The 18,846-nt window shown below is 32.3% G+C and carries 17 protein-coding genes; 11 read left to right on the top strand and 6 right to left on the bottom strand.

What is annotated here, in order from left to right:
• Positions 1-161: 161 nt before the first annotated feature.
• From CLORY_RS19745 to CLORY_RS19725, 5 genes are all read left to right on the top strand, one after another.
• Entirely contained in the window at positions 162-1,310 is a 1,149-nt protein-coding gene (locus CLORY_RS19745) for an aldo/keto reductase (RefSeq protein WP_079427757.1), read from the top strand.
• A 32-nt stretch (positions 1,311-1,342) separates the two neighbouring features.
• The gene (gene larC / locus CLORY_RS19740; RefSeq protein ID WP_079427755.1) at positions 1,343-2,641 is read left to right on the top strand and encodes a nickel pincer cofactor biosynthesis protein LarC; all 1,299 of its coding nucleotides are present in this window, start codon (positions 1,343-1,345) and stop codon (positions 2,639-2,641) included.
• The gene (gene larE / locus CLORY_RS19735) at positions 2,638-3,453 is read left to right on the top strand and encodes an ATP-dependent sacrificial sulfur transferase LarE (protein WP_079427753.1); all 816 of its coding nucleotides are present in this window, start codon (positions 2,638-2,640) and stop codon (positions 3,451-3,453) included. The genes larC and larE overlap by 4 nt, the downstream gene beginning before the upstream one ends.
• Positions 3,454-3,492: 39 nt before the next feature.
• On the top strand, positions 3,493-4,239 hold the full coding sequence (gene larB, locus CLORY_RS19730; protein ID WP_079427751.1) for a nickel pincer cofactor biosynthesis protein LarB: 747 nt from the start codon (positions 3,493-3,495) through the stop codon (positions 4,237-4,239).
• A gap of 317 nt (positions 4,240-4,556) precedes the next feature.
• Positions 4,557-5,576 carry a glycosyltransferase family 2 protein gene (locus CLORY_RS19725; protein WP_079427749.1) on the top strand — a complete coding sequence of 340 codons (1,020 nt, stop codon included), beginning with the start codon at positions 4,557-4,559 and terminating at the stop codon, positions 5,574-5,576.
• 59 nt (positions 5,577-5,635) lie between these two features.
• On the opposite strand, the gene CLORY_RS19720 is transcribed toward CLORY_RS19725, so the two are convergent.
• Both CLORY_RS19720 and CLORY_RS19715 read right to left on the bottom strand, forming a co-directional pair.
• Positions 5,636-6,241 (bottom strand): FMN-dependent NADH-azoreductase, encoded by a 606-nt coding sequence (locus CLORY_RS19720; RefSeq protein WP_079427747.1) that lies wholly within the window; start codon positions 6,239-6,241, stop codon positions 5,636-5,638.
• 223 nt (positions 6,242-6,464) lie between these two features.
• The gene (locus tag CLORY_RS19715) at positions 6,465-8,720 is read right to left on the bottom strand and encodes a beta-L-arabinofuranosidase domain-containing protein (protein WP_242954463.1); all 2,256 of its coding nucleotides are present in this window, start codon (positions 8,718-8,720) and stop codon (positions 6,465-6,467) included.
• Positions 8,721-8,820: 100 nt separating this feature from the next.
• Here CLORY_RS19715 and CLORY_RS19710 point away from each other — a divergent pair, with 100 nt between their 5' ends.
• From CLORY_RS19710 to CLORY_RS19685, 6 genes are all read left to right on the top strand, one after another.
• Positions 8,821-9,675 carry an AraC family transcriptional regulator gene (locus tag CLORY_RS19710; RefSeq protein WP_079427745.1) on the top strand — a complete coding sequence of 285 codons (855 nt, stop codon included), beginning with the start codon at positions 8,821-8,823 and terminating at the stop codon, positions 9,673-9,675.
• A gap of 40 nt (positions 9,676-9,715) precedes the next feature.
• On the top strand, positions 9,716-10,390 hold the full coding sequence (locus CLORY_RS19705; RefSeq protein ID WP_079427742.1) for a response regulator transcription factor: 675 nt from the start codon (positions 9,716-9,718) through the stop codon (positions 10,388-10,390).
• Positions 10,387-11,418, top strand: a complete 1,032-nt coding sequence (locus CLORY_RS19700; RefSeq protein ID WP_079427740.1) for a sensor histidine kinase — start codon at positions 10,387-10,389, stop codon at positions 11,416-11,418. The genes CLORY_RS19705 and CLORY_RS19700 overlap by 4 nt, the downstream gene beginning before the upstream one ends.
• 118 nt (positions 11,419-11,536) lie before the next feature.
• A complete protein-coding gene (locus CLORY_RS19695) occupies positions 11,537-13,087 on the top strand; it encodes a serine hydrolase domain-containing protein (RefSeq protein ID WP_079427738.1) in 1,551 nt (516 codons plus the stop codon).
• A 72-nt stretch (positions 13,088-13,159) separates the two neighbouring features.
• Positions 13,160-13,927, top strand: a complete 768-nt coding sequence (locus CLORY_RS19690; protein ID WP_079427736.1) for an ABC transporter ATP-binding protein — start codon at positions 13,160-13,162, stop codon at positions 13,925-13,927.
• Complete coding sequence (locus tag CLORY_RS19685) at positions 13,914-15,833, top strand: ABC transporter permease (RefSeq protein ID WP_079427734.1); 1,920 nt, start codon at positions 13,914-13,916, stop codon at positions 15,831-15,833. The genes CLORY_RS19690 and CLORY_RS19685 overlap by 14 nt, the downstream gene beginning before the upstream one ends.
• Before the next feature lie 220 nt (positions 15,834-16,053).
• Here CLORY_RS19685 and CLORY_RS19680 read toward each other — a convergent pair whose 3' ends face one another.
• From CLORY_RS19680 to CLORY_RS19665, 4 genes are read right to left on the bottom strand one after another with little or no spacing between them, the layout of a single operon-like run.
• Complete coding sequence (locus CLORY_RS19680; RefSeq protein ID WP_079427732.1) at positions 16,054-16,662, bottom strand: ABC-2 transporter permease; 609 nt, start codon at positions 16,660-16,662, stop codon at positions 16,054-16,056.
• 56 nt (positions 16,663-16,718) lie between these two features.
• Positions 16,719-17,330, bottom strand: a complete 612-nt coding sequence (locus CLORY_RS19675; RefSeq protein WP_079427730.1) for an ABC-2 transporter permease — start codon at positions 17,328-17,330, stop codon at positions 16,719-16,721.
• Positions 17,331-18,176: an ABC transporter ATP-binding protein gene (locus CLORY_RS19670; protein ID WP_079427728.1), complete on the bottom strand. Its 846-nt coding sequence runs from the start codon at positions 18,174-18,176 to the stop codon at positions 17,331-17,333. It lies immediately after the preceding gene.
• Between the two features lie 3 nt (positions 18,177-18,179).
• Positions 18,180-18,554: a GntR family transcriptional regulator gene (locus CLORY_RS19665; protein WP_079427758.1), complete on the bottom strand. Its 375-nt coding sequence runs from the start codon at positions 18,552-18,554 to the stop codon at positions 18,180-18,182.
• Between the last annotated feature and the right edge of the window lie 292 nt (positions 18,555-18,846).

The following is an 18,846-nucleotide window of genomic DNA, read 5'->3' as shown; positions in this document are numbered from 1 at the left end:
ACAGCAGAATTTCTTCCTTCACTTTTCTCTCTACTCTTTACTCTTTTCTCTTATCTATTTAAAGCATACACTAACTACTTAATATTATCTTCATTTAATTCACTTGTTTAGTTCATCTTTTATAAATTTTATAAATTTGATTTTTAGAGGGAGGAATTATAATGTTATACAGAAAGTTTGGAAAAACAAATGAAATGGTTTCTATTTTAGGATTTGGATGCATGAGGCTTCCGCTAATTCCGGGAGGTGATCCATCTCAAATAGATGAGAAAAAAGCTACTGAATTAATCAGGTATGCGATTGATAATGGAGTAAACTATATAGATACAGCTTATCCTTATCATGGTAATGGTATGACAAAAGGTGGTGGAGCAAGTGAGCCTTTCGTTGCAAAGGTTTTAAAGGATGGTTACAGAGAAAAGGTTAAATTGGCTACTAAACTTCCTAGCTGGCTCATAAAGAGCAGAAGTGATATGGACAAGTACTTAAATGAACAGCTGGAGCGCCTTGAAACTGATCATATTGATTTTTATTTGCTGCACGCTCTTGGACGTGAGGAATGGGATAATTTAAAAAAGCTTGGTGTAGATGAATTTTTGGATTCTGCAATAAAGGATGGAAGAATAAAATATGCAGGATTTTCTTTTCATGATAAGCTGGATGTTTTTAAAGAAATAGTAGATTATTATAATTGGTCGTTTTGTCAGATACAGTATAATTACCTAGATGAGGAGTTTCAAGCAGGAACTGAAGGCTTAAAATATGCAGCAGAAAAGGGTTTAGGAGTTACAATAATGGAGCCTATAAGAGGAGGAAAACTTGTAAACAATCTTCCAAATGAAGCTAAAGATGCATTTGATAAAGCGGACGTAAAGAGAAAACCAGCTGAGTGGGCTCTTAAATGGGTATGGAATCATCCAGAGGTTAAAGTTGTTCTGAGCGGAATGAATGATCTGCAGCAAGTTGTAGAAAACATTAAGACAGCTAGTGAAACCGAGCCAAATTCATTAACAGAGAAAGAAATAAATATAATTAATGAAGTTAATGAAATAATAAAAGGAAAAGTAAAAGTTAATTGTACGGCTTGTGGTTACTGCATGCCATGTCCTGCAGGAGTAAATATACCTAGATGTTTTAGTGCTTATAATAGCTATAATATGTTTATCGGAGATGATTCTTACAATTGGATTCCTGAAGCAGAAAGAGCATCAAATTGTAAGAAATGTGGTAAATGTGAAACACACTGCCCACAAGGAATTACTATCCGTAAACATCTTGAAGATATCAAAGTTTTACTTGAACAGAAATAGATTAAAATAAATTATATATTGGAGAGAAAGAAATGAAAGTACTATATTATGATTGTTTTTGTGGGATAAGTGGGGACATGAATTTGGGAGCCCTTATAGACTTAGGAGTAGATAAAGAATATTTAATAAAAGAAATTTCAAAGCTCAATCTGGATTCTGAATATGAAATAAGCATTAGGAAAGCTATGAAGAATGGAATAACTGGGACTAAGTTTGATGTTATTTTAAAAGTACAAGACAATCATAACCATGAAGCTCATACATGCCAGCACGAACATGGCGATCATCATCATGAACATCATCATGAGGTTCAGGTCCATGAGCACCATCACAGAAATTTAAACGATATTGAAAAAATAATAAATAATAGTAGCCTAAGTGATAAGGTTAAAAAATTGAGTTTGGATATGTTTATGAAGGTAGCTCAGGCAGAAGCTGAAGTGCATGGAAAACCTATAAGCGAAGTGCATTTTCATGAGGTAGGAGCCATAGATTCTATTATAGATTTAGTTGGTGCGGCAATTGCATTAGATTATTTGAATGTTGAAAAAGTTATAGCTTCAACGGTGCAGGTAGGAGGTGGTTTCGTAAAGTGTGCACATGGTCTTATGCCTGTGCCTGCACCTGCTACTTCAAGGATACTTAAAAATATACCTATTAAGTCCGGTTTAGTTCCATTTGAAACTACTACACCTACTGGAGCAGCTATTCTGGCACAGAATGTAAGTGAGTTTACAGATCAAGTGGAATTTTCAATAGAAGGTGTAGGGTACGGATTAGGAACTAGGGATTTAGAGATTCCTAATACATTGAGGGTATATATTGGTGAACAAAAAGCTGGTGATGAAATCGCTGTACAACACTTATTTGAAACCAATATAGATGATATGAATCCTGAGCTTTATGGATATGTAGAAGAGAAGCTTTTCGAAGCAGGGGCTTTGGATGTATTTAAAACTCCTATTATAATGAAAAAGGGAAGACCTGCAATAAAGTTAAGCATACTTGTTGATTCAAAGCAGCAGAAAGAAGTATTAAATGTCCTTTTCAAAAAGACTACAACAATTGGAGTAAGAAGATTTGATGTAGGTAAAATCATGATGCACAGAGAATTTTCAAAAGTAAAGACTAAGTATGGAGAAGTTATTGTAAAGAAGGCATTTCATGATAACAAATTCATCAAATATAAAGCTGAATACGAAGATTGTAAGAAAATTGCATTGAAAAATAATATCTCTATAGCTGAGGTTTATAGAGAGGTTGATAATAATATGGATATAGATAGTCACTCTCAGCAACGGAATACTAACTTGGAAGGTGAGATAAAATGAATGCACATGGAAAATTAGATAAGCTAAAACAAAATATTAAGAATATGGGAAGTCTTGCAGTTTCATTTTCAGGGGGAGTTGACAGTACTTTTCTATTGAAGGTAGCATCTGATGTTTTAGGAGATAAAGCCCTTGCTATAACTGCGAAATCTTCTACTTATCCTGAAAGAGAATATAGAGAGGCAGAAGCATTTGCTAAAACGCTAGGTGTCAAACATATAACAATAATTTCTGAAGAGTTAGAGATAGAAGGATTTTCAGAAAACCCCGTTAATAGATGTTATTTCTGTAAGCATGAGTTGTTTGAGAAAGTAAGAGAGATAGCTAAGCAAAATGGTATTATGTATGTAGCAGATGGTTCTAATGTAGATGATACTGGTGATTATAGACCAGGACTTCAGGCCGTTAAGGAACTTCAGGTGGTAAGTCCCTTAAGAGCTGTAGATATGACTAAAGATGACATCAGACTTTTGTCGAAGGAAATGGGGCTTCCGACTTGGAACAAACAGGCCTTTGCATGTTTAGCTTCAAGATTCCCTTATGGACAGAAGATAACAAAAGAGAAACTTGATATGGTGGATAGAGCTGAGCAATTTCTATTGGATTTAGGCTTCCGCGAGGTAAGGGTGCGTCATCATGGAGATTTAGCACGAATAGAGGTTGGTACTAATGAACGCAGCAGATTTTTTGATGAGGAGTTTATGGAAAAGGTGTATAATAAGTTAAAGGAGATTGGCTTTACTTATGTATCCCTTGATATGAAAGGCTACAGAACAGGAAGTATGAATGAAACAATATTAAAGGATAAATAGCTAAAGCTTCCTAGAATTCAGAGAGTTTCAGGAGGAATGATGAATAAGAGCGATATTGAAAAATTGCTTCAGGCTGTAAAAAGTAATGAAATAGATGTAGAAGAAGCTGTAAAGAAAATTGAGGAAGTACCTTTTGAAGACCTTGGTTTTGCTAAGATAGACAATTATAGAGAACTTAGAACGGGATATCCTGAAGTTATATATTGTGACGGAAAAACAGTGGAGCAGGTGAAAGACATTATTCAATTTATGCTTACTAAAGATAACAACATATTGGCTACGAGAGCAAGTGAAGAAATGTATGATGCAGTAAAAGAATTATGCAGCGATGCGAAATATAATAAGCTTGGGAGAACCATAACCATAAAAAGACATGAATACAGAACTACAGAAAGTTATATTGCGATAGTTTCAGCTGGAACCTCTGACATGGCTGTGGTGGAAGAAGCAGCAGAGACGGCTGAGATATTTGGTAATAGAGTAGAGAAAATTGTAGATGTTGGAGTAGCTGGTATTCATAGGCTTTTTGCAAAGCTTGATATTATAAGAGGAGCTAAAGTGGTTATAGTTGTTGCTGGTATGGAGGGTGCACTTGCAAGTGTCATTGGCGGATTAGTAAATAAGCCTGTAATAGCCGTTCCAACAAGTGTTGGTTATGGAGCTAATTTTGGAGGAGTGGCAGCCCTCTTATCAATGATAAACAGTTGTGCCAATGGAATTAGTGTAGTTAATATAGATAATGGGTATGGTGCTGCTTATAATGCAAGTCTTATAAATAAATTATAAAAACAGCAACAAAGAACTAAGTGGAAAAGAGGCTATAAAATTAACTATTTTGTTAGTTTTATAGCTTCTTTTGCGAAAAATATTCAATGGTATGCCTTATCCTTTCTTGAAGAGTGAGCAAATCCAGTAAGGATATTAATTTAAAAGCTGTTTGTGAAATGGCATCTACACAAATGATCTTTTTATTAGAAAAATTGAATATTTTTATATGTAATGATATAATTTAATCCTAGATTATTACATTCTCGTAAATGCAATAATACAACGTAAACACTTATAGTTTATGATTTATTTTATAGTAAGAAAGGAAAGTATTCATGAAAATAATAACATTTGCAGTTCCGTGCTATAATTCTGAAGCCTATATGGAGCATTGTATACAGACGCTGCTTCCAGGTGGAGATGATATAGAAATAATTCTGGTTGATGATGGTTCTAAAGACAGTACTGCAAAAATTGCAGATGATTATGCAGCAAAATATCCTAATATAATTAAAGCAATACACCAGGAAAATGGAGGACATGGAGAAGCTGTAAATACAGGAATAAAGAATGCTAGCGGTATGTTTTTTAAAGTTATAGATTCGGATGACTGGGTAGATTCACAATGTATGTTAAAGGTAGTAGAAAGGTTAAAACAATTTTATAGAGATAATATCAGTCTGGATATGATGATTTGTAATTATGTTTATGAGCATACAGAGGATAATACAAACAGAGTTATAAGTTACAGCAATGTGATGCCTGAAAATTGTGTGTTTGGTTGGGAGGACGTAGGAAGGTTTAAGGTTTCCCAATATATTCTTATGCATTCAGTTATTTATCGTACAGAATTATTACACCAATGTAAGTTAGTGCTGCCTAAACATACATTTTATGTAGACAATTTGTTTGTATATCAACCTCTTCCATATGTTAAAACTATGTATTATATGAATCTTGATCTTTACAGATACTTTATAGGCAGAGAGGACCAATCAGTAAATGAAAAGGTTATGATAAAGCGAATAGATCAACAGCTCAGGGTTAATAAACTAATGATTGATTTTTATTGCGGCATAGGAGAAATATCTAATAAGCGCTTAGATAGCTATATGAAAAATTATTTATCTATGATGATGACAATTTCATCAGTATTTCTTCTCATTTCTGGTACGGAAGAAAATCTAGAGAAGAAGGTTGAGCTGTGGGAATACCTTAGAAGTAAAGACGAACGATTATATTTCAGAATGAGATACCGTCTGCTTGGAACATTGACTAATCTTCCGGGAACTGCTGGTAGAAAGATAACTAAATATGTTTATCAGCTTAGCAGCAAGAAGTATAAGTTTAATTAATATATTACATAACAATATAAATGCGCTAGAATAATTTATACTCTTCTAGCGCATTTATATTAGAAATTTTTAGATATTTCTTTTGCCGATTTGATAGCATTTCCAACGAGGGCATCTACATCGTTACCTATTATATCCAGTCCTTCAGCACAAATAGTCATTAAATCTCTAATACCAAGAAACCCTAATATTGTTCTAAGATACTTATCACCCATTTCATATACAGAAGCAGAACTTGAGTGATATTCTCCGCCTCTGGTTGTAATATTGATGGCAGCTTTTCCTGTACATAAACCTACAGGACCTTCTGCAGTATATTGAAAAGTTATACCACTAACGCATACATAGTCAATGTAAGCTTTTAATATAGCGGGAATACTTAAATTCCAGAAGGGTTCAGCGATTACATATTTATCAGCTTCTGCAAATTGATAGGCGTATTTTAGTATCGGATGATTTTTACCTTCTCCGGGTTTAGGAGTATGAAGCTCAATTAACTTTCCCTGTGGCAGAAAGTTAATTCCTTCTTTATATAAGTCTAATGTTATTATTTCATCATCAGGGTGAAGTTCTTTATAGCTGTTAATAAAGCTATTAGAAATTTGAAAAGTCCTTGATTCATTATCTGTCTTAGCATCTGCTTTTATATATAATACTTTACTCATATGTTATCCTCCGATATATAAAAAATATAGTAGTAAGTACAAGATTTATGTATATAGTTTAGACCAATATATTTTTTATATTCATATTGAGTAAAAGTCAAATAAGGTATAATTCTATTTACTAATATTAAAATAATTCGTTATTAGTCTCAGCTGCTGCTTTGCATAAAAATATAGTGTTATCACACTAACGTATGCTAGTCTGATAACACATGGAGATAGGTTATACTAATTTATCATATTTTTTCGTTGTTCTAAGCAAATCAGCAATACTAGCAGAAACCTCATTATGTGCAGCTTTAAATTTAACGATAACAAGATTTTTGTTTCCAATAAATTCTTTTGGAATCAGATAGGTCTTTGTAACTAACTTATTCCAAACAGCACCGTTTATAGCTTCATGTACTAGAAGTGTGTCATTAACAAGGATATCAAAGCCTTTTTGGCAGCCAGCTGGTATATAGGAAATTTGCAGGTAAGTATCTTCTGTGTTTACAACCTTCATCTCATAACTGAACCAGCCATTTGGTTTAGCTAATCTATAATGATAGCCCTCTCGGTTACCAGCTTCTGTTTCGTGTCCTTGAATATGATGAGAGAGCTCATATTGATCGTTACCAGCTTGCACACTATCTATTTCAGCAGCAGCAATTAGATCAGCTTGCTTCTTCTCTAGAATATATTTCTGAAGTTCTTCGGAACCTTCTTCAACTAAGGTCCAGTATATACCGTATCTTTCGGTATATTGCCTATAATGAGGAGTAAACAAAAGATGGTTATCCTCGTCTGTACCTTTTAATTTAAATTCTAATTTATCGCTTACTCTTACGAAGTTTTCTTTAAAGTTCCTTTTCCAGGTATCAATATCTTTAATTGTAATGTAATCTTTAATTTCAACATGCTTACTAGGTATTTTAACAATTACACCCGTCAAGGACTCTTCTAGTTTTTCTTTGCCTAAAGCAGCACTTAATACTACAGGGCCATAATAGAAGGCCACAGCGTTCTTATTATCAGGCAGTTCTGCAAAAGCCGCTTCGATTACAAAACGTATTTCTACATTATCGTTATTGTTCCATTTTCTTTTGATAGCTGCATAACCATTAATAGTTTTAAAGTCAAGTTTTTTACCATTTACCTTTATACTTGTTTCTTTTGACCACTTTGGGAGACGAAGGGACAAAACAAATTCGGTATCATTTTCAACGTTTATAGTAAATTTAGCAGTATCTTCAGTAGGTATATCAGAATTCTGCGTAATCTTAACCTTTTTATCTGACCAGTTTACTTCAGAAGAAAGATACATATTAACATAAATATTATCGTTGTCATAAAAGTAAAGGCTGTCATTCAGCTTAGAGAAGTTTTCCATACCTGTACCCGTACAGCACCAGAAGTGTTCAAATGCAGAACTATATACTTTAAAGTAGCCCGTTGCCATAGGCTGAAAGTAAGTTGTCATTCCTGTTTCGGGATTTTGCGATGATAAGATAGCATTAATAAAAGTATTTTCATAAAAATCAGCATATTTTTTATCGCCAGTTAACTGAAATAAGCCTCTTGATAATTTGAGCATATTATAAGTATTGCAGGTTTCACAGTTTGTATTTGTTCGTTCTGCATCTAAAATGTTAGGTTCACCAAAGTGTTCCCATTCACTATTTCCACCAGTTATATAGCTGTGGTCGCTAATGACTATATCCCAGAAGGCTTTAGCAGCATCCAAATAGAATTTTTCATTTTCGCCGTATACAAAGTAACGGTTTAGTGCTCCTAGAAATTTGGGTATTGTGGTGTTAGCATGTCTATTATTAAGTACATCTTTTCCATCATGAATTTGTGTGAATAAGTCTATTTCATCAAATTTATGAGCTGCTAAACGATGAATTTCTTTTTTGGTCAATTTGTATAGTTCATACATGCAGTCATTCATTCCACCGTATTCAATAGATAAAACCCTTGCTTGTGTTTCCAGTGTCCATTTGTCAGTTCTTTTATAGACCCAGTCTCCAAGTTTTGATACTATATCGTGAGCTTTAGAGATGTTTGTAAGTTTGCAAACCAATATTAGCCCTGCAATTATTTTATGCATAGTGTACCATGGTACCCATACTGGTTGTTGATTTTCTAATCTATCAAAGAATTCCTCAGGAAAAGCAGATAGATAACCATTTTCAAATTGGCATAAGGAAAGTTCATCAATAAGATATTGCAAACGTTCATAAATAGTGCTATCCTTTGTATTACTATGGGCTTGAGCTAAAGCTGTAAGATAATGTCCCATTGTATGACCTCTTATTTCACTATCCTCCCAGCCAGGATAACTTTCAGCTTTAGGGGTGAGACCTTTTGTAGAACGAAAGAAGGATAGTAATCTGTCACAATCATATGACTTTAAATATGCTATTTCTTTTTCAAAAGCATTAGAACAGTAGCTATCTGTAAGCTTTACATCGGACATTAAAAATTCTTTAATCATAATTAGTCTCCTTAATTATTTTATATGTATTAATTATAGTTTAACAACTCTACGAAAGATTAAAAATAGATTAATTACAGAATAGGTGGTAAAAGGTAAGATGATATGCTATGAGTTTTTACTTGAAACTCCATTAAAATATAATTTTACAGGTAAATTTCAGGCACCTTCATCTGAGTGGAGGCATTTCACTAGATATATGGAGGATTATGAATTAATTGTTGTAACGGAAGGAACAGTTTATATCCAAGAAGGAAATGAGCAATTTGCACTTGAAAAAGGAGAATTTAAAATCTTTGCTCCAGGGTCAAGGCAATCGGGCTATAAAAACAGCAGTTGTGCTTTTTATTGGATGCATTTCGAAGATATAAATCCAGTTAGAAAAGTAGATATAGAAAATCAATTTGATGAATTTCCTGAGAATAAAATATATGTGCCTACAAGCGGTAAAATTAAAAATCTCGAGAAGATTATTATCATGATGAAGCATTTACAGGACTGTATACGAAGCTATCACAACAAAATGCAAAATGATTATATGAGCTGTACTATACTTTGTGAAATATCAAGTCAATTTATGGTAAAACAGAATCAGGAAAACTCCGATTTAAAAAAGAAGCAGCTTTTTAATGATATTCAAGATTACGTAAAATGGAATCGTAATAGTGATATAAAAGTATCAGAGATTGCAGAGCACTTTGGTTATAATAAGCGGTATCTTTCTTATGTATTCAGTACTATTGCTGGGGTACCATTGAAACAGTATATTCTGCAGGAAAAGATTGATTTGGCAAAATATATACTTTGTGATACTAACGATACAATTAGCGAAGTTGCTTATCAGATAGGCTTTAATGATAGTCATAACTTTATGAAGATATTTAAAAAAATAGTAGGTATGACTCCAACTCAGTATCGAAATGCGTATGACAAGAGAATGTTATATTATAAATAAACAACAGTTTGATAAAGTAGTAACATTGCAGGGGGTAGTGATGTATAGAATACTTATAGTAGAAGATGAAGAAAAAATAAGTGATGCTATTAAAAAAAGTTTAGAAAAGTGGGGATTTGAAGTTTATAAAATCAAAGATTTTAATAAAGTATTTGAGGAATTTTTAGATATGGCTCCACAGCTGGTGCTGATGGATATAAACTTACCGGCATATGATGGATTTCATTGGTGCAGCAAACTCAGAAATGTATCCAAGGTGCCTGTTATATTTATATCTTCAAGAAGCACGAATATGGATATCGTAATGGCCGTAAATATGGGCGGCGACGATTATATAATAAAGCCATTTTCAATGCAGGTGCTTGTTGCAAAAATAAATGCTGTTTTAAGAAGAACTTATTCGTATGTAGACTCAGCCATGGATGTTATTGAATGTAAAAGTGCAGTGCTTTCGCTAAAAGACAATATGCTCTACTATCAAGGAGAAAACATAGAACTTACAAAAAACGAATTTAAAATTCTATATATGTTGATGCGAAACTATGGGACAATTATAAGCAGGGAGGACATTATGCAGGAGCTTTGGCAGGATGAAAATTTTATAGATGATAATACGTTGACGGTAAATATTAATAGGCTAAGAAAAAAATTAAATCAGGTAGGGCTTAATAGCTTTATCAGAACTATTATCAATCAGGGATATGTGATAAAATGAATTTTATTAGATATATTAAAGAAAATGTCAGATTATTTATTTTTTATATTTTGCTTATGGCTTTTATAGTTATAACTGTTTGTTTAGATAGAAAAAATAGACTTCTAACTTCAGATATTTTTTATATTCTATTTGTATCGCTATTTATGTTTGGAGTATTTATTCTAATAGACTACATATTAAAGAATCAACAGTTAAAGAGACTTTTGAAAGCTCAAGCTGCAGAAGATAAAACACCAATTATGCCTAAGCCTTTAGAGTACAAGGATGAATTGTACTGTCTAATAATGGATGACCTTTATAAAAGTTTTAGTGAGAAAAATAAGGCGATAGAGGATGAGATCAAAGAAAACAAAGAATTTATGACAGCTTGGGTTCATGAAATAAAAACGCCTATAACAGCCTCAAAATTGATTATTAATAGCAGTGAAGCTTCACATATGGAGGAACTTAAATCTCTTAATGAAGAGATATGTAAGATTAATGATTATGTAGAGAAGGTACTTTTCTATTCAAGAAGTGATAACTTTTCAAAAGATTATATTATTTCAGAGGTAAATATAGATAAGTTGGTCAAAGAGAGTATAAAGAAGCATTCCATTATATTTATAAAAAAGCATATAAAATTAATAAATAGAGTAAATAATTTGTTTTGTGTAGACAGCGATAAGAAATGGCTGCTGTTTATTATAGACCAACTTGTCTCAAATGCATTAAAATATACTAATGTTAACGAAATGATAATTTTTGAAACCAGTGAGGATGACAAAGAAAAGCAGCTTATTATTAAAGATAGTGGTGTTGGAATAAGAAGTGATGATTTGAAGAGGATATTTATAAATTCATTTACTGGACACAATGGCAGAGAGGAAAATATTAAAGCTACTGGAATGGGACTTTATCTTTCGCAGAAGCTTGCTAAGAAACTTAGTCATTACATTACAATTGAATCTCAATATAAGAAGGGGACAACAGCCATTATTCATTTTCCAAGATGGAATGATTATTATGATGTTACAAAAATGTAAGTTGAGGAAGATAAAATGTAAGCCAATAAAATGGTGAAGCGTTTTATTTTTTTATATACTCAAATAGAAGTTATTTATATGAAGTGATCATTATAAAACAACTAATAGGAGGGTGTATATGAGGAAATTACCACCAATAACAACTTTTGTAATAATATCATTAATTCTATCAATCACAATTTCGTATGGCTTAATAAGCAGTAGTCATTACAATATATATAATACACAGAATTCAAAGGAGTTTACTATACGTTTGAACAAGGCATTTCCTAATTGGATGAAACAGTATAAGGTACCTGGTGCAGCTATAGCGCTGATTGAAGATGGTAAGATTACTTGGAAAAAAGGCTACGGTTATGCTAATAAACAGACTGGTCAAAGCATTACTGCTGATACAATTTTCAGGATTGCGTCGGTATCAAAGCCTATAGCTGCCTGGGGAGTTATGCACCTTGTTGATGAAGGAATAATCAAGCTGGATGATCCTGCAGAAAAATATCTTACTCGCTGGCATATTCCTACGTCAAAATTCAATTCTAATGGAGTAACTATAAGAAGGCTGCTTAGTCACACTTCTGGACTTAATGTTGAAGCATCTCCAGGGTATAGCCCAAGTAAACCGCTGCCTTCAATAGAACAATCACTTTTAGGTATAGCGGGGAAACAATGGACTGTTAAACTAATAAATAAACCTGGAACAACTTTTAAGTATTCTGGTGGTGGATTTTCAGTTCTTCAGCTTATCATTGAAGAGGTTACAGGTAGAAAGTTCACAGATTATATGCAGTCAGAAATATATAAACCTCTTAAAATGACTGAAACAAGATACGATAGAAAATTCTCCGAGAAAACAATTATAGCGACTGCTTACACTGGAGCGGGAAAAGCATTAGAAGATAGGCCGTGGATAGAACAAGCTTCTGGAGGGGTTTATACAAGCTTAAATGATCTTTCGAAATTTACGGCTGCATGCATGAATGACTCTAACGGTGATAAGATGGGACGAGGAGTAATTAAACCATCAACACTTAAAGAAATGTTTACGCCCCAGAAAAATACAAAAAGCATCTTTGGAGTATATGGATTAGGATTTATTCCTGAAAAATTGAAAAATGGAGAGACGCTTATATCTCACAGTGGTGATATAACTGGCTGGAATGCTGAAATGGCGTTTTTGCCTAAGGAGAAGAGTGGTATTGTAATACTTGTAAATAGTGATGCAGGATACTATTTTAAGTCAGATGTACTTGGAGTTTGGACTAATTGGCTTACTAAAAGCAGTAACAACGAGACAGGTTTCCTGAGAAATATGCAAAAAGTGCTATTAACAACAGCAATTTTCATTATGATGCTATTTACATACTTTATTTATAGTATAATAAAGCAATTTAGAAACAGAAAAAGAATTTATTTGCTGGTTTTTGATAGGAAGGAAAGGGTTAAAGGTTGGGTAAAATGCATATTGCCAGCTTTGCTGGCAATAATATGGTATGTGGTTTTCTATACGGATATATTATTTAAATACTTATTTGGTTTAGAGGATTACCTGCTATTCACATTTTTTTCACCAGAATTTTTCTGGCTGACTTTCATTGTTGTACTTTTTGGAATCACAGAGACAATAGTAAGTTTATTATCTATAAAAGTAGCAGGGGGTAACCGTCGATAAAGAAGTGAGCATGTTAAAAATGCTTTAAAAAGGGATTTTCAACATAACGAATCTTTTAGTGAGGAGTTAAAAATGGAAGTATTAAATATTAAAAATTTAACAAAAGTTTATGGATCAAAATCTGGCGGAATTAAATATACAGCACTCCATGATATCAACTTAATGGTAGAAGAAGGAGAATTTTTGGCGGTAATGGGACCTTCTGGTTCTGGAAAAACTACTCTCCTGAATGTTATTTCAACTATAGACAAGCCAACATCAGGGACTGTATTAGTAGATGGAAAGGATATAGCAAAACTTAAAGAACCAAAACTGTCTTCTTTTAGAAGAGAGAAACTAGGTTTTATCTTTCAGAATTTTAATTTGCTTGATACTATGACGCTAAAAGAAAACATTGTATTACCATTATCACTAGCAAACGTGTCTTATAAAACTGTACAGAGCAGGTTAGAAGAATTAAGCTTAAAGATAGGAATAAAGAATGTATTGAATAAGTATCCCTATGAGGTATCTGGTGGACAGAGACAGAGGGCGGCAGTAATTAGAGCGATAATTACTGAGCCATCGTTGATTTTGGGAGATGAGCCTACTGGAGCATTGGATTCTAAGTCTGCAAAGGAAGTTTTAAATTGTCTTGACGAATTAAATAACAACAAGGCTACAATACTGATGGTAACTCATGATGCTTTTGCAGCCTCTTATTGTAAAAGAGTAGTTTTCATTAAGGATGGTAAATTATTTAATGAAATTTATAGAGGTGATAAGACAAGAACGGATTTTTATGAAAATATACTTAAAATTCTTTCCGTAATAGGGGGAGATAACAGTGACATTGGTTAATATGGCATTATGCAATATAAAAAGCAAGTTCAAAAACTACTGGACATTCTTTTTAAGTTCAACTTTCAGCGTATTTGTACTGTACATATTTTTATCTATTATAAATAATGATAGAGTAAAGTCTGAACTTGGTGGAAAGAAGACTTTCACAATGTTATTTATTGTAGCCTCCTGCGTTATTGCAACATTCTCTGCATTCTTTATTTGGTACGCAAATTCCTTTATGATAAAATCCAGAAAAAAGGAATTTGCCTTATATATGATTCTTGGAATGTCTAAGAAACAGGCCGCTTGGTTAGCCTTTATAGAAAACTTAATAACTATAGCAGCTGCCTTTTGTGCAGGAATAGTTTTAGGTTTGGTCTTCAATAAGTTCTTCATAATGCTGCTCTATCAAATGATTGGGGTTACCGGTGATGTACAATTTCAATTTAGTATAAAAGCCTTGAGAGCCTGCGTTTATATATTTGGCTGTATGTTTGCAGTTATAAGTGTTCACAGCACTATGCTTATATATGGTAATAATCTTATAGATCTATTTAATGCATCGAGCAAAGGTGAGAAAAGTTTAAACGTATCTTATAAGACTGTTTTAGTTGAAATAATTTCAATAGTCTTTTTGGCATCTGGATATTTTCTAGCTGTCCAAAAGCTTGCCATTAATATTTTGCTTGCGCCCTTGGTGGTAACTTTAGTTGTAGTAGGGACAGTACTATTCTTCTATGAAACTACGTCACTAATTATTTACTTCAGCAAAAGAGATGAAAAAAACTTTTTTAAAGGAACTAAACCAATAACTGTTTGTCAGCTGGGTTATAGATACAGGGGTAACGCAGGAACGTTAAGTGTGATAGCAGTTACGACTACAATAGCTCTGTGTGCTGTGATAACATGTTTTGGACTTATTAATAAAGTTGCACTAAATGCAAGGAGTGTGAGACCATTTTCAGTTGAGTATGTAAATTCAGATCAAAATGCAGCCACTGATAAAGTTTTTTATAGCGTATTAAAACAGCATGAGGAAATATCAATCAGATACAAAGATAATATTAAATTTATTAGGTTGAAAACCTCAAACCGCTTTAGTGATACTAAAAACAATGCAATTTTTATTTTAAATCAAAGTAAGTTTAATCTAATCAACAAACATGAAGGTATTTCTAGGAGGGTAAAACTAAAAAGTGATGAAGACTGCTATTTTGTTCAATTAGCTAATTTGGCAGCAGATAAAAGTGTAATAGGAAAAACCATTAAACTAAACAATAGGAATTTAAAATATAATTTTAAGGTAATTGGTACAGATAATAAATATTTTATTGCGCTTGATCATTTTACACAGACTCTTATTGTAAAAGATAGTGTATATCAAAGTATAAATAACTCGATAAATTCTAAAAGCAAAATTAGTATCACTGGATATATACTTAAAAATGACTTGCTTTCAAAAAGCTTTATCAGTGATTTAACAGACAAGCTGCCTAAAGAAAATAGCCTGGAGACCTTCTTGGAAAATTACAGCAATGGCTTAAAAATGGTCGGAATGATGGCATTTATAGGAGTGTTTATCGGCATAGTTTTTCTCACTGCCACGGGAAGCATAATATACTTCAAAATGGTTATGGAGGCTCAAGAGGATAGGGAAAAATTTATTATTCTTAAGAAGATAGGCCTTAGCAGTACTGAGATAAAAAAAGCCATTTCAAAGGAACTGATATTTCTCTTTGGAATGCCGTTTGTGGTGGCTGCATGCAATACCTATATAGCATCAATAACACTAAGTAAGATAATGAATGTAAAAATATATGTATCATTTATAATTTGTATTTTGGTTTATGCAGCACTATACAGTATTTATTATCTTATTACTTTAAATTCCTATATGAAAACTACAAGCGAAGTTAATTAGAAAGGGATAATTATAGTTAACTATAAAAGGCTGTAACTATAAAATGAACGAAGAATAAGATGGTAGCTCTTAAGAAAATACTAGTAAATAAACAAGAAAAATAATTTGTGAGAAGAAATATAGAAAATAATACTTTGTAAATGCATAGAATCGGCATAGGGTAGGAAGCGGTTGGAGAAGGCATTTTTTAGCCGACGGAAATCACTTCCTACCCTTTTTATCATTGTTCTTTTTTGCTGTATATAGTGATTGATATACCTGCAGAAATTACATAAGCTGCCAATGATATAAATGGAAACATTACTAATAGAACATTTATTGTTTGATGACTTGGCATAATATTATTTTTAAACATGAGGTATCCTAGAATAAATGGCATAATATATATAATCAGAAAAATGTATCTGCCTTTTTCTGAATCAAATTTAAATATGATAGGTAAGTAAACAGCTATAAATAGTATTCCAGCAGAGGTAAAGGTTAAGGCTAACAAGTAATTAGAGTGTAAACCTATTGAAGTTCCCATTAAGTTAAAAATCATATTTATAATAAAAGCAATAGCATTAAGTAATATACCTAATATATATTTGCTTGTTACTATATCTGTTTTTGATAATGGCATAGATAATGCATATCTATCCCAATTTGATCTCTCATCATAGGATATAGATATCATAGGAGCAAAAATCAGAATAAGAACAATCATCATATTAAACATTGATGTATCTTTATAAAAAATGCATTGAAAAAATACATAAACTATGGCTAAACTTGAAATCATAAAATTTTTTTTCAAATTAATGAGATCTTTTAATAATAGACCCATCATTTTACATTCCCCTTTTTGAAAGTGAATTTACCAGATGATCGCATATGATAAAAATATTATAGTTCCTTCTTATCATATATAGTTAGTGATATAGCTACTGATATTACATAAAGGGCTAAAGCAACAAATGGAAAGGAAATAAGTATGGTTTTAACTGTCTGCTCGCTTGGCATTTTAATATTGAGTTTTGAAAAGATAAGGCCACTTGCGAAAGGTAACAAAAATAGCAGGAAGAATATAGTTCGGCTTTTTTCAACACCATATTTGAATAATATGGGGAACATTACGGCTAAAAGTGTTGTTAAGCCGGACGCGATGGTAACTGGTACTATAATAGTATTTTCTATTTTATTAGGACCTACAAATGAATTAATAATAATATTAAGTATAAGGGTAATAAAAATGAATGTTATGCCGAGAATGTATTTGCTTGTTACGATATCAGTTCTTGAAACTGGCATAGACAGCACATATTTATCCCAATCAGCTCTTTCATCGTAAGACAGTGCAGTAATGGGCATAAAAGCAAAAATCAGTGCAAGCATTGTGTTAAACATGGCAGTTCCTTTTGAAGTTATTGCCCAAACTGTATAAAAAATTAGAATAATTAATATGATTTTAAATTGCTTTTTCAAATTGATTAAATCTTTTAACATTAGTCCTAGCATTTATACTGCCTCCTTAATGTAATATAGCATTATATCTTCAATGCTTACTCTGTCTACTGTGTAATTACCCTTTAACTCATTCTTTAATACCAGTGCTTCAACTCCAAATTTATTTTTACGACAGCCTTTAATGGCTGAACTATTAATCTTGTCTAATTCTTCAGCAGAACATTTTAAAATACCATAGTTTTCAATCAAATCATCTTTGATCTCGCTGAAAATAACTTTACCTTTGTGGAGAAAAGTTATATAATCACAGGCTTTTTCTAAATCGCTTAAAATATGAGAAGACATTAATATGGAATGATCTTCGTCTTGTATAAATTCTAAAAATACATCCAAAATTTCATCTCTAACTACTGGATCGAGCCCGCTTGTAGCTTCATCAAGGATTAATAATTTTGGTTTATGAGAAAGAGCTACAGCGATGTTAAGCTTCATTTTCATTCCACGAGAATATTCTTTCATAATTTTTTGCTGCGGCAAATCAAAACGCTTTGTATAAGTCTTGAAATCTTCTTCACTCCAATTTTTATAGATGTTTTTAAGTATTTTATTTATATCTTTGATGTTCAAGTTTTCAGGAAAGCAACTTTCATCCATTACTACTCCCAGATCTTCTTTAGCTGCTTTTAAGTCTTTTTTGTTATCCTCACCTAAAATTGTAATCGTACCACTATCTCTGTGTATTAAATCCAGAATGAGTTTTATGGTAGTACTTTTTCCAGCTCCATTTTCTCCGATAAGCCCCATTATACAGCCAGTTGGTAGGGTTATATTTACATTATCCAGTTTAAAACCAGAATATTTTTTTGTTAGATTTTTAATTTCTAAAGCATATTCCATTTTTTACTCTCCTTTATAAATCAATGTTAGCATTTCGATTAATTCATTTAAGCTTAATCCGCAGGTCCCAGCAGATTCCACTATCTTTTGCATATAGCCTTCAATATTGCGAAGCTGTTCTTCTTTAATAAAATCAATGCTTTTGTTTGCTACGAAGCTGCCTTTGCCTGTAATGGATGTAATAAAGCCTTCACGTTCTAACTCTTCATATGCGCGTTTGGTAGTTATAACACTGATGCGAAGTTCTTTAGCCAGAAGTCTCATTGAAGGAAGTCCATCGCCTTCTTTTAATTTCCCTGTAATGATAAGATTTTTTATTTGAGAGGCTATTTGTTCATAAATAGGTTCACCACTTGAATTGCTGACGATAATATGTATATTCATTCTTACCTCCCTCTCATATTGTATATATACAATATATACAATATGCACAATTATGTCAATAGTATTTTGTTAAACGGTATAATATTAAATGAAAGCAGAATTTCAGAAATAAATTTAAAGAGGAACCTATATTAGGTTCCCCTTATGCAAATTAAGCTATATTTACCGCATTGAATTTATAATTTTCCATTTATCATTTTCCTTTTTTACAGTAAGTTCTCCATCTAAATTTAATTTTTTTACTTTTTTCGTATTTTTATTTATTTCACTAAGCTGATACTTATAC

Origin of the sequence: Clostridium oryzae (assembly GCF_002029235.1) — a bacterium.
In the GTDB taxonomy this organism is placed as follows: Bacteria; Bacillota; Clostridia; order Clostridiales; family Clostridiaceae; genus Clostridium_AE; species Clostridium_AE oryzae.
Note: the sequence above shows the minus strand (reverse complement) of the source record. Positions and strands in the feature narration are given on the sequence as shown.